This is a genomic window from Cereibacter johrii (assembly GCF_001720585.1).
GTDB classification, from domain to species: Bacteria; Pseudomonadota; Alphaproteobacteria; order Rhodobacterales; family Rhodobacteraceae; genus Cereibacter_A; species Cereibacter_A johrii.
Window position 1 is genome coordinate 1 of sequence record NZ_MABH01000039.1, and the last position, 12,692, is coordinate 12,692.

The 12,692-nt window shown below is 71.1% G+C and carries 8 protein-coding genes, 1 pseudogene and 1 other annotated feature; of the genes and pseudogenes, 6 read left to right on the top strand and 3 right to left on the bottom strand.

Annotated features, from left to right (window positions below):
- From A9O63_RS02365 to A9O63_RS23600, 6 genes are all read left to right on the top strand, one after another.
- A partial coding sequence (locus tag A9O63_RS02365) for a mechanosensitive ion channel family protein (RefSeq protein WP_235836911.1) occupies positions 1-972 on the top strand: 972 nt, incomplete at its 5' end.
- A gap of 221 nt (positions 973-1,193) precedes the next feature.
- Positions 1,194-1,251: a sequence feature (sul1 is cis-regulatory element that is thought to sense ions involved in sulfur or methionine metabolism; They are found in Alphaproteobacteria), on the top strand.
- A gap of 63 nt (positions 1,252-1,314) precedes the next feature.
- Positions 1,315-2,805 (top strand): SulP family inorganic anion transporter, encoded by a 1,491-nt coding sequence (locus A9O63_RS02370; protein WP_069330490.1) that lies wholly within the window; start codon positions 1,315-1,317, stop codon positions 2,803-2,805.
- 13 nt (positions 2,806-2,818) lie between these two features.
- Positions 2,819-3,664, top strand: a complete 846-nt coding sequence (locus A9O63_RS02375; protein ID WP_069330491.1) for a universal stress protein — start codon at positions 2,819-2,821, stop codon at positions 3,662-3,664.
- 393 nt (positions 3,665-4,057) lie between these two features.
- Positions 4,058-5,308: an MFS transporter gene (locus A9O63_RS02380; protein ID WP_069330492.1), complete on the top strand. Its 1,251-nt coding sequence runs from the start codon at positions 4,058-4,060 to the stop codon at positions 5,306-5,308.
- A gap of 290 nt (positions 5,309-5,598) precedes the next feature.
- The gene (locus tag A9O63_RS02385) at positions 5,599-7,698 is read left to right on the top strand and encodes a GDSL-type esterase/lipase family protein (protein WP_069330493.1); all 2,100 of its coding nucleotides are present in this window, start codon (positions 5,599-5,601) and stop codon (positions 7,696-7,698) included.
- Positions 7,699-7,966: 268 nt separating this feature from the next.
- Complete coding sequence (locus tag A9O63_RS23600) at positions 7,967-9,421, top strand: calcium-binding protein (protein WP_069330494.1); 1,455 nt, start codon at positions 7,967-7,969, stop codon at positions 9,419-9,421.
- 728 nt (positions 9,422-10,149) lie between these two features.
- Here the strand turns inward: A9O63_RS23600 and A9O63_RS02395 are convergent.
- From A9O63_RS02395 to A9O63_RS02405, 3 genes and pseudogenes are all read right to left on the bottom strand, one after another.
- Entirely contained in the window at positions 10,150-10,995 is an 846-nt protein-coding gene (locus tag A9O63_RS02395) for a F0F1 ATP synthase subunit gamma (RefSeq protein ID WP_069330495.1), read from the bottom strand.
- On the bottom strand, positions 10,992-12,485 hold the full coding sequence (locus tag A9O63_RS02400; RefSeq protein WP_069330496.1) for a F0F1 ATP synthase subunit alpha: 1,494 nt from the start codon (positions 12,483-12,485) through the stop codon (positions 10,992-10,994). Before A9O63_RS02400 ends, A9O63_RS02395 begins: the two co-directional genes overlap by 4 nt.
- Positions 12,475-12,692: pseudogene (locus A9O63_RS02405) on the bottom strand (ATPase); the annotation flags it as partial. The gene A9O63_RS02400 and the pseudogene A9O63_RS02405, both read right to left, overlap by 11 nt.

The window sequence follows — 12,692 nt, forward strand, 5'->3', positions numbered from 1 at the left end:
CGGCGGGGCCATGCCCCCTCTGCCCGCGAGGCGGCCATGATCCGGCTGCGCCCCCTGATCGCGCCCGCGCTTCTGTTGCTCGGCATCGCCGGGGCGACCTTCGCGCAGGCCGAGGCGGGCCGGCGCTTCGGCATCGCGCCGCTGGGGCGGAACGGACAGAACGCCCTGCAGATGGCGGCCTATCTCGGCCTCGCCTGGCTTCTCAGCCGGACCTTCGGTCAGCTGCTGGCCCGCCTGCGGCCGCAGAGCCGCCCGCTGCCGAAGCTGCTCGGCGATCTGGTCTCGGCCCTTCTGTTCCTGACGGCGATCGTCTCGGGGGGGCTGCTCATCCTGGGCCACGGCGCCGGCAGCGCGCTGGCGGGGTCGGGGGTGGTGCTGGCCCTGTTCGGCTTCGCGATCCGCAATGTGGTGGCCGATACGCTCTCGGGGATCGCCCTGGGCCTCGAGGCGCCGTTCCGCATCGGCGACTGGGTCGATATCGAGGGGCTGGGCCGGGGCCGGGTGGTCGAGATCGGCTGGCGCACGACGCGGCTTCTGACGCGCGACTCGACCTATGTGATCCTGCCCAACAGCCAGGTCTCGCGGCAACGCATCGTCAACTACAGCGCCCCCCGGTCCGAGTTCCGGGCGCAGATGGAGATCAAGCTGGGACATGCCACACCGGCGGCCGAAGGGGCGGCCCTCCTGCACAAGGCCCTGCGGGAGGCGCCGCTGATCCGCCAGTCGCCCGCGCCCGACGTGCGCATCCAGGCCATCGAGCCCGACGGGGTGCGGTATGCGCTGCGCTACTGGCTGGGCCGGTTCGATCACGAATGGGATTGCCGCGACGCGATCTGGCGCGAGGTGGATGCGGCACTCCGCCGGGCCGGGATCCCGCTGCCGCAGCCCCCGGTGGCCCTGCTCTGCCCCCGGGACGGAGGCGCTACGCCGGGGGCGGGGATGCCCGCCGCCGTCCCCGTCGCCCTGCGCTGACGCCCGGCGCCCTGGCAGACGGGCCCGGCGGGGGGCGGAGGCAAGACATGGGACCGGACCTCCTTGGCTCCTGCCTCATCGAGCGCGGCCTGCACCGCCTCGAGCGTCTGCAGGACCCTCGCGCGCCGGTCGTCGCGGCACCGATCCCGGTGGCCCTGCGCGAAGTCTCGTGCCGGACGGCTTGGCATGGGCCCGCACATCGGATACGTCCGTCCCACTCGTCAGGACCCGGGTGCGATCCCCGGGTGGCTCCTCCGGCCGCCGATCCGCCGGACAACCCACCAGCACCAGCAGGAACATCCGCCGGCGCGCAGGCCCGGGCCGGCGGGAAACGGGACACTCATGATTTCATTCGCCACCTATCGCCAGCAATGGCTGGGCAACGTGCAGGGCGACCTGCTCTCGGGGCTCGTCGTGGCGCTGGCCCTCATTCCCGAGGCCATCGCCTTCTCGATCATCGCGGGCGTCGATCCGAAGGTCGGGCTCTATGCCTCCTTCTCGATCGCCGTCGTCACCGCCATCGCGGGCGGACGGCCCGGGATGATCTCGGCCGCCACCGCCGCCACCGCCGTGCTGATGGTGACCCTCGTGCGCGACCACGGGCTGCACTATCTGCTGGCCGCCACCGTGCTCGCGGGGCTGATCCAGATCGCGCTCGGGCTCCTGAAGCTCGGCTTCGTCATGCGCTACGTCTCGCGCTCGGTGATGACGGGCTTCGTCAATGCGCTGGCGATCCTGATCTTCCTCGCGCAACTGCCCGAGCTCGACCCGCGGACCGTGCCGCCGCTGACCTATCTCCTCGTGGCGGCGGGCCTCGCCATCATCTATCTCTTCCCGCGCCTCACCCGCGCCGTGCCCTCGCCGCTCGTCACCATCGTCGTGCTGACGGCGCTGACGCTCGGCCTCGGGCTCGATGTGCGGACGGTGGGCGACATGGGCGCGCTGCCCGACACGCTGCCCGTCTTCCTGATCCCGGACATTCCCCTGACCTTCGAGACGCTGCGGATCATCCTGCCTCCGGCCACAGCCGTGGCGGTGGTGGGGCTTCTGGAAAGCCTGATGACGCAGACCCTCGTCGACGAGCTGACCGACCCCCGCTCGAGCCGCAATCAGGAATGTATCGGGCAGGGGCTGGCCAACACCGCCACCGGCTTCATCGGCGGCATGGCGGGCTGCGCCATGATCGGCCAGTCGATGATCAACGTGAAATCGGGCGGGCGCGGGCGGCTGTCCTGCTTCGTGGCGGGCGTGTTCCTGCTGATCCTCGTCGTGGGCCTCGGCGATTTCGTCAGCCGGATCCCGATGGCCGCGCTCGTGGCCATCATGATCATGGTCTCGATCGGCACCTTCTCCTGGTCGTCGGTCAAGGCGCTGCGCACCCATCCCCGCTCCTCCTCCGCGGTGATGCTGGCCACGGTGGCGACCGTGGTCTGGACCCACAATCTGGCCCTGGGCGTCCTCGTGGGGGTGCTGCTCTCGGGGATCTTCTTCGCCGCCAAGATCGCGCAGCTCTTCGCGGTCACCTCCGAGCTTTCGGCCGACGGGCGCGCGCGGACCTACCGGGTCGAGGGCCAGCTCTTCTACGGTTCGGTCGAGGATTTCATGGCCGCCTTCGACTTCCGCGAGCTGCTCGAGCGCGTCACCATCGACGTGAGCCGCGCCCATATCTGGGACATCTCCTCGGTGCAGGCGCTGGACATGGCGGTGCTGAAGTTCCGCCGCGAGGGGGCCGAGGTGCGGATCGTGGGCATGAACGAGGCCTCCGAGACCCTCGTCGACCGGCTGGCCCTTCACGACAAGCCGGGGGCCATGGACCGGCTCACGGCCCATTGAGAGGGAGGACGACATGACAGACAGGATCATGGCCCTGGTGGACGGCTCGGACTTCTCGCGCAGCGTCTGCCTTCATGCGGCCTGGATCGCGCAGAGGCTGGGGCTTCCGGTGGACCTGCTGCATGTGCTGGGCCGCCGCGAGGGGGCCGATCGGGGCGATCTGTCGGGCGCGCTGCAGCTCGGCGCCCGCACCGCCCTGCTCGAGGAGCTGGCCGCGCTCGATGCAGAGCGGGCGCGGCTCGCGCAGGCGCAGGGGCGGGCGATCCTCGAGGATGCGCAGGCGATCCTGGCCGCCGAGAGCGTCGAGGCCACGCCCCATCTGCGGCAGGGAGACCTGATCGACACGGTGGCCGAGCTCGAGCCCTCGGGGCGGGTGCTGGTGGTGGGCAAGCGCGGCAAGGCCGCGGGCTTCGCCAGCGCCCATCTCGGCTCCAATCTCGAACGCCTGCTGCGCGCGGCGAAGGTGCCGGTCCTCATCGTGCCCGCGGACTGCCGGCCGGTGCGCAAGGTGCTGGTGGCCTATGACGGCGGCACAAGCGCCCGCGTGGCGATCGAGCGGATGGCGGCAAGCCCGGTCTTCCGCGGCCTTGCGATCACGCTGGCCTGCGCGGGCGGCGAGGAGGCCCGCGCGACGCTCGAGCGCGCCCGCGGCCTGTTGCTGGCCGCGGGGCTTGCGGCCGAGACCTGCCTTTTGTCCGGCGAGCCCGAGGCGGCGATCGAGCGGAAGATCGAGGCCGGGGGCTTCGACCTTCTGGTGATGGGCGCCTATGGCCACAGCCGCATCCGCACGCTGATCATCGGCTCGACCACCACCGCCCTGATCCGCGCCTGCCGGGTCCCGATGCTCGTCTACCGCTAGCCGAGAGAGAGCCGCCCGCTCCGGCCCGGACCTCGGACCGGCCCCGTCGAGCCGGAAGCCGCGTCCGAAGGCGCGGCTCCCGGTGGGGGGCGGCCCGCAGGCTGCCGGCCGGCGGTCGCGGACGGATGCGCCGCAGGGCCGGGCGATGAACGACCCCCGCGCTTGGCCCCGACCTAGCGAAGCGGACGAGGGGATAGTCGCGGTTGAGCCTGGCGACCACCACCTCGCCCACCTCGCCCCCGGGCCCGGGCGCCCGCCCCTACGGGGCGTTCGGCTGATGCGGGGCGGGCGGCGAGCCGTTCGGCACGAACCGGATGGATCTCGATCCCCCGCCTGCGCATTGTGCCGGTTGCGTGCGCCGATCGCAGGCCGCGGACACAGGACTTTGACCGAATGACACTGACACCCACGCCGGCCCCGAGCGAGCTCACGGGGCGGCGGGCAGGCTGGATTGCCGGCGGGCTGGTGATGACACTGGCGACCATGCCGGGCCAGACCAACTTCATCGCGCAGTTCAATGCGGTGCTGCGGGCCGAGTTCGGCCTGAGCAGCGGCCTGTTCGGCGGCCTCTACACGCTCGCGACCCTGACCAGCGCCACGGGGCTGATCTTCGCCGGGGCCCTGGCCGACCGGATCGCGCCGCGGAAGCTGGCCCTGGCGATCATGGCGGGGCTCGCGGCGACGGCCCTTCTCATGTCCCGGGTCGAGAACCTGCCGCTGCTGGTGGTGGCGCTGGCCCTGCTGCGCTTCTTCGGGCAGGGGATGCTGATGCATGTGGCGCTGACCGCCATGGCGCGCTGGTTCGACAGGTTTCGCGGGCGGGCCCTGTCCTTCGCGATGTTCGGGATGACGTTGGGCGACTCGCTTCTGCCCTTCACGCTGACCGTCTCGATCGCGGCCTTCGGCTGGCGGACCGTCTGGATCGGCACGGCCTGCGCGCTGGCCCTGGTGTTGATGCCGCTGGTGTTCCTCCTGCTGCGCGGCTCGCCCGAAGGAGGGGCCGTTCCGGCAGGGGGCCCTGCGCCGGCGGCGACCGGTCTGGAGTGGCGCCGCGCGCGCGTGCTGCGGGATCCGCTGTTCTGGGCGATCCTGCCGGGCATCATGGCGATGCCCGGGATCGGGACGCTCTTCATCTTCCATCAGGCCGATCTGGTGGAGGCGAAAGGCTGGGATCTGACCACCTTCACCGCCTTCTTCCCCGTTCTGGCGGGGACGGTGGCGGCCTCGTCGCTCGCCGCAGGCGTTCTCGTGGACCGGCTGGGCGCCTGGCGGCTGATGCCCGTCCTGCTCCTGCCGCTGGCCCTGGCCTGTCTGGCGCTGGCGACGGTGACGCAGGCCTGGTCGATCCCGCTGGTCTTTCTCGGCTTTGGCCTCACTCAGGGGGTCATGAACCCGGTGATGGGCGCCGTCTGGGTCGAGCTTTACGGCACCGCCCATATCGGCGCCATCCGGTCGCTGGCGACGGCGGCTCTGGTGGCCGCCTCCGCGCTCGGGCCCGGCCTCGCCGGCTGGCTGATCGACAGGGGCCTGCCGCTCGAGCGGCAGGCGGTGGGCTATGCCGCCTTCTGCCTTGCCTGCGCCGCGGGCTACGCCCTTCTGCAGCCCCGCATCCGCAGGCGCGCGATGGAGGGGTCGCGGGCCTGAGCCGCACAGGACCCGCCCCGGAAGACGGCCACCGGCTCAGGAAGGCTGCCGTCCCGGGCCCTGCGCCGTCCCTCTCCCGCACGGCCCCAAGGTGGACATCTCCCGCGGCACATCTACATTTCCTCCCATTTCCATCTCCCGGCGGCATCTGCCGCACCGCCTTCTTCAGGCGCAGACCCATTCCTGACGATGCCGGCCGGCCTTGAGGCCGGATTTCCAGTACCGAGATGTTTTGAACCGATGATCCTGTGGCGGCCCCGGGGCTGTCCGCACCTTCAGAAAGCCCTTTCATGACAGCCACCCATTTCCGCGACGGCCCGCGGTCGGACGCCTATTCCGGAACCGGCGAGGGAGACACGGTCTCCTACGAGGGCTCCCGCCGGCCCGTGATCGCCGATCTGGAGAGGGGCACCGCCTACAAGCTGCTCAACCTCCTGCCGCTGGGCGATTCCATCACGCACGGCGTGATCCATTCCGGCGACACCGAGAGCGGCGGCTATCGCACCGCGCTTCAGGCCCGGCTCGCCGATCTCGGCGTGCTGGCCGATTTCACCGGCAGCCTGAGCAACGGGCCCGCCGCGATCGACCGCCACCATCAGGGCCACCGCGGCTGGACCATCGACCAGCTGAACGACCGGCAGGCCGCCATCGCGGCGGCGGCGCAACCGGATGTGATCCTGCTCATGGCCGGGACCAACGACAGCGCGACCGACAGCGCCTCGCGCATGCTCGCGGACATGCGGTCGTTCCTGCAGAATCTCGCGGCCTCCGCCCCGGGGGCCCTGATCCTCGTGGCCTCGCTGCCGCCCGTCCGCGTGGGCACCCACAGTCAGGAGCGCGCCGACCGGGTCGAGGCCTTCAACGCGGGCCTGCCCGCGCTTCTAGCCGACATCGCGGATCAGGGCCTTCAGGTCCGGCATGTGCCGATGCCCCTGACGCTCGAGGACATCTCGCCTCTCTCGGTGGATTCGGGCCTCCATCCCACGGCCGCGGGCTACGAGAAGATGGCCGCCTTCTGGACCTCCGCCCTCGAAACCCATGTCCGGCTCGACGGGACGGGCCTCGGACCGGAACGCGACAGCTTCACCGGGATCGAGAACCTGACCGGCTCGACAGGGAACGACCGTCTGGGGGGCGATGGCGCGGCCAATCTTCTCGACGGCGGGAGCGGGGCCGACAGCCTGACCGGAAGGGCGGGCGACGACATCTATTTCATCGATCATGCGGGCGACAGGACGGTGGAGCGCGCAGGCGAGGGGCAGGACACGGTCCATGCCTTCGTGGACTGGACGATGGCCGATCATACCGAGCGGCTCTATCTGCGCAGCGCCGCCTCGCTGGCCGGCACCGGCAACGGGCTCGACAACGAGATCACCGGCAACAGCGGCGCGAACCGGATCGCGGGCGGCGCGGGCCAGGACACCCTGGACGGCCGCGGCGGCAACGACACGATCGTCGGGGGTCCGGGCCAGGACATGCTGATGGGCGGGGCGGGCACCGACAGGTTCCTGTTCCGCGCGGGCGACGGGCACGATGTGATCGCCGATCTCGCGGCCGGCGAGCTGGTCGAGGTCGAGGGCCACGGGGGCTGGCAGGAGCTGCGCCAGCAGGGCGCCGATGCGCTCGTGCGGCTTTCCTCCGCCGACAGCCTGCTTCTGCGGAACGTGACCCTCGCCGAGGCGCAGGCCCGGCTTCGCTTCGACGGCCTGGCCCCCACGCCCGAGGAGCCCCCGGAGGAGCCGGGCGTCCGCGGCACCGAAGGGGCGGACACGCTGACGGGCGGGTCGGGGGCAGACCTCCTGACCGGGCTCGGGGGAAACGACCTTCTCGACGGGCGCGGCGGGGCTGACAAGGCGGTGGGCGGCGCGGGCGACGACATCTATTTCGTGGACCACGCAGGCGACACGACCCTCGAGCAGCCGGGCGAGGGGCAGGACACAGTCCATGCCTTCGTGGACTGGGTGCTCGCCGATCATACCGAGCGGCTCTATCTGCGCAGCGCCGCCTCGCTGGCGGGAACCGGCAACGGGCTTGCGAACGAGATCACCGGCAACAGCGGCGCGAACCGGATCGCGGGCGGCGCGGGCCGGGACACCCTCGACGGCCGCGGCGGCAACGACACGATCGTCGGGGGCCTGGGCCAGGACATGCTGATGGGCGGGGCAGGCATCGACAGGTTCCTGTTCCGCGCGGGCGACGGGCACGATGTGATCGCCGATCTCGCGGCCGGCGAGCGGGTCGAGATCGAGGGTCACACGGGCTGGCAGGAGCTGACGGCCGCGGGGGCCGACACGCTCGTGGTTCTCTCGCCGGAGGACAGTCTGCTCCTGCAGGGGGTGAGCATCGCCAATGCGCAGGCCCGGCTGGTGTTCGGCGATCTGCTTGTCTGACGCCTGCCGGCCGCCCCGGGATCGGGCCGCGGGACAGGGGTCTTCAACCGGGACGCGAGGCAGGGCTTCTACCCGCCGAAGTCGGGCGGGGGATGCTGCCGCGTATTTTAAATATCGGGCCAATGAAGCCTAACGATCCGGATTTGCGGTGCAAAACCACCGCGACCGGCAGGGGAGGGGCATTTCCCGTCCCTCCCGCCCGGAAATGGCTTGAAGCAGAGGCCGGACCGGATAGAAATTCCCTTGTTTGTTGGTAAAGAGGGATGTCATGTCGGGACGGATCTATGGCGCGGCCTTTCGGGATCTGGACAGCGATCTTTTACGGGATCCGGGGGAGGGGCTGGCCAATACCCTGTTCAGGGTAGGATCGAAACAGGCCACCACGTCCGGGACCGGCACTTATGCCATGGCGGTGGTCCCCTATTCCACCTCGGATCTCTATATCCGCCACGGCGCGATCCAGATCAGCGCGCGCGTCCAATTCGCCGAGGGCGATGCGCGCATCGATCTGGTGAACAACAGCCTGCTGCTCAGTTCCGCGACGCTCACGCTGGTCGGCGGCATCCACAATGCACGGCTGACGGGCCGGGCGGAGATCGATCTTTTCGCCGAGGATTATTATTATGACGACACCTACAACTGGAACGTGCTGATCGGCAACGATGCGGCGAACACGCTCGGCGGCAACGGCGGCAACGACACGCTGCGCGGGGGCGGTGGCGCCGACAGCCTCGATGGCGGCGGCGACAACGACCGGCTCTATGGGGGAGCGGGCGACGACAGGCTGAACGGCGGCTCCGGCAACGATCTGCTGCAGGGCGATGCAGGCGACGACACGCTCGACGGCTATGACGGTCTGGACACGCTGATGGGCGGGGCGGGCGACGACAGGCTCTATGCCAGCAGCGCCTATCGGGTGGACGGGGGTTCGGGCATCGATACCGTCAGCTTCGACAGCTATGCAGCCCTGACCGTCCGGCTCGACGTGACGAAGGGGCAGGACACGGGCGATGGCCGGAAGATCCTGACCGGGGTCGAGAATGTCATCGGGGGCCGTTACGGCGATACCATCGGCGGCAATGCCGGAAACAACCTGCTGTCGGGCGAGGACGGGAACGACCTGCTCACCGGTCAGGCGGGCAACGACACGCTGCTGGGGGGATCGGGGTCCGACACGCTGCTGGGCGGGGCCGGGAACGACGTGCTGGACGGGGGAGAGGATGGGTCCTTCGACTGGGCGAACTTCCTCACTCCCGGGGCCGTGACCGTCGATCTCGCCCAGGGGATCGTCCGCTCCACGGCCTTCGGCACCGACAGCATCACCGGCGTCGAAGGCATCGTCACCGGGTCGGGCGCGGACCTGATCCGGGGCGATGACGACAACAATGAGCTCTACGGCAGCGCCGGCAATGACACGCTCTATGGCGGGGCGGGCAACGACAGCCTCCATGGCGGCAGTGGCGCGGATCTGCTGGTCGGCGGCAACGGCACGGACATCTTCGTGTTCGAGGCGGGCTGCGGCGCCGACACGATCCAAGGCTATTACAACGAACTTATCTACATCTCGTCTGAACTCGCGAATGGCGCGCAGAGCGACGACCAGGTCTACGACATGTATGGCCAGCAAACGGCCGGAGGCTTCCTGCTCGACTTCGGCGGCGGCAACCGGATCCTGCTGCAGAATGTCTCCGACATCTCCTACTGGCGCATCGAGATCATGTAGTCCGGCCGGAAGGCCGCGCGCAGGGACGCTGGAGAAGCCTGCCTCCGAGGACGGCCCTTGGCCCCGCCCCAGCGGGGCGGAGCCGGGGGCAGGGGGCCGCCTTGCGCGGCTCCGGGCCCCCGATGGCCTCCCGATCCTCCGGCAGACGCCCCGGCCGGACGGCCGGACCCGCCGCAGGTTGCGACGGACCCGGACCAAGGCGGGCCTTCCGCCCTCAGAGGAACAGGAAGTCGTCGGCTTCGAGCGTCAGGGACCCGACATATCGGCTGGAATTGGCCCGCCCCTTCCTCGCCATGTAAAAGGGCAGCGGGCGCCTTGACCTCCCTCGCCTTCAGCCGGGCCCGGGACGGCCATCGGCCGGGCGGGCTGCCCGGTCTTCCGCGTCCGGGAGGCCGATGGGTTCTGCAAGGCCGCGGCCCGCGGGACCGGCATCTCCCGGCCCGCTGCGGCGCCTGCGGGCCGGTTTCCGAGCGTCGGGCCGCCCGAGCGGATGCGGTCCCCGGTCCCGTCCTCGTAAAAATAACATAAGGTTCATTACCAGCCGCAATCGTTGTGCCTTCAGGCCTTCAGGCAAAGTGGGATTGTCGCATCCAAGCAAAACAGAGCTGTCGCCTCTTCTGTCGAAACGACGGAGGATCGGCTGCCGGACATGTCCCCAAGGCGAGCTCGGCGGCGGGGGCTGACGCCGAAACCTTCCGGGCGGCAGGGGCTGACCGTGGGCCCTCCCCTCACCCGCCCGGCGCGGATCCCGTCGGGGCGGCGCTGGCGGACACCAGTTCGAGGATTTCCGTCGTCATCTGCTCCTGCCGGGCCTGCTGCCAGGCGCGCTTCAGCTCGGCGCTGATGCGCTTCACGCTGCTCTGGGCCCGGGCCATCGCCTCGGCGCGGGCGGCATTCTCGGCGGCGAAGCCCAGCATCAGCATCTCGCAGAGCTCGGTGAAGACATAGGCCTCCATCAGCGCCGCGAGCAGGTCTCCGGGCGGCAGCGTGATCAGCGGAAGGCGCCCGGGGTCGATGGGAAAGCGGGTGAAATCGAACGGGAAGAGGCGCCGGACCTGCAGGCGCTGCGTCTCCTGCGGATCGCAGAAGACCACATGGACGGTCCCATGGGGGCGGCCGGGCAGCCATCCGAAGAGAGCGTCGGCCAGGCGGCTGGCGAGCGCTGGCACCTCGGGGACATGGGGCGCCATCTCGGCGGACCAGACAGGCCGGACGCCCCGGTCGCAGAGCGCGCCCCGCGTGCGCCCGCCGATGGCCATCACCGCATGGCCCCGGGCGGCGGCGGCCAGACCCGCCTCGGCCAGCCGCTCGCCGTAAAGGCCCGAGAAGCCCTGCGCCGCCCCGATCACCACGGTGAGCGCAGCGCCCCCCCGCCCCTCCTCCGGCGCGGCCCCGGCCAGGGCCAGCGCCTCCGAGAGCGCCGCCGCCACGGTCGCCTCCTGCGCCCGGATCGCCGCGAGATGGCCCTCCGCCTCGCGCTGATGCGCCGCCGCCAGCGCCTGCAGGGTCGCGATCACGCTGCCGATCTCGCCCACGTTCGCCAGACGGTCGCGGACCTCCTCGGGGCGGCTCATGGCGCCTCCCGCGCGCGGCGGACACAGGCCAGAAGCGCCGCGCGGGTCTCGGGCTCCAGCCGGTCGGGGGCCGCGCGGAAGGGGCCGAGCGAGGCATCCGCGGCCAGCACCGGCCCGAGCGCGCCCTTCAGCCGGGCCAGATCCTCGAGCGGCACATCGTCGAGCACGCCCTCGGCCAGCGCGGCCAGAAGCGCCACCTGCACCGGGATCGAGAGCGGGGACGTGCGCGGCTGGGCGAGAAGCGCGCCGATCCGCTCTCCGCGCGCCAGACGCGCGCGCAGGGCCGCATCGCCGAAGCCGCCGAAGCGCGAGAACATCTTCATCTCGAGATATTGCGCATAATCGAGCCGCACCCGGCCCGCCACCGCCTTCAGCGCGCCCCGCTGCGCCTTGCCGCCCACGCGGCTGACCGACAGGCCGATATCCACCGCGGGGCGCTGGTTGGCGGCAAAGAGCGCGGCCGAGGTCACGATCTGGCCATCGGCGATCGAGATGAGGTTGGTGGGGATATAGGCCGAGAGGTTGCCCGCCTCGATCTCGGCGATGGGCAGCGCGGTGAGCGAGCCGCCGCCGTTGACAGCCGACAACTTTGCCGAGCGCTCCAGAAGCCGGGCATGGAGATAGAAGATGTCGCCCGGATAGGCCTCGCGCCCCGGCGGCTGGCGCGCGAGCAGCGCCAGCTCGCGGTGGACGGCCGCATGTTTGGTCAGATCGTCATAGACGATCAGCGCGTGCCCGCCCCGGTCGCGCACCCATTCGGCCATGGAGGTCGCGGCGAAGGGGGCGATCCAGCGCAGGCCGGGCGAAGCCGTCGCGGGCGCCACCACGAAGACCGTGCGCGCGAAGGCCCCCTTCTCGCGCACGGTCTCGATCACCCGGCGGACGGCCGTCGTGCGCTGGCCGATGGCCACATAGAAGCAGACGATGTCGCTCGCGGCCTGGTTCACGATGGCATCGACCGCGAGGGAGGTCTTGCCGGTGGCACGCTCGCCGATGATGAGCTCGCGCTGCCCGCGGCCCACGGCAAAGAGCGCATCCACCACCAGAAGGCCCGTCTCCACCGGCTCGGCCACCATGTCGCGGTCGACGATGCCGGGGGCCGGGCGCTCGATCTCGAGCCTGGCCTCGGGCACGATGGCGGGCAGTCCGTCGAGCGGGCGGCCGAGCGGATCGACGACGCGGCCCAGAAGCCCGCGGCCCACCGGCACCGACAGGAGCTGCCCGGTGCGGCGCACCTCGGTGCCGGAGCCCAAGGCCACGCCGGGATCGAGGAGCGCCACCTGCACCGCCCCGGGATCGAGGGTCAGCACCAGCCCCTCGGCGCCGCCCGCAAAGCGCACCACCTCGCCCAGCCGCGCGCCGGGCAGGCCCTCGACCTCTACGAGCCCGTCGGCCAGCGTGGCGATGCGGCCGGTCTCCTCGATCTCGGGGCCGAGCGGAACCTCCGCCACCCGCGCCTTCAGCGCCTCCAGTCCCGGATCACCGCTCATGGGTCAGCGCCTCGGCGATGCGGTCGATGTCATGGGCCAGCGAATTGTGCAGCACCCCGTTGGCCGAGCGCAGCTCGAGCCCCGCGATCAGCGCGGGATCGGTCTCCACCGGCAGGGGGGGCAGGCCCGCCACCTCGGGCACTTGGGCGAGCGGGGCGGGGGCGGCCAGCCGCAGCCCCGCGCCCGAGGCCAGCGCCGCGCGCCGGT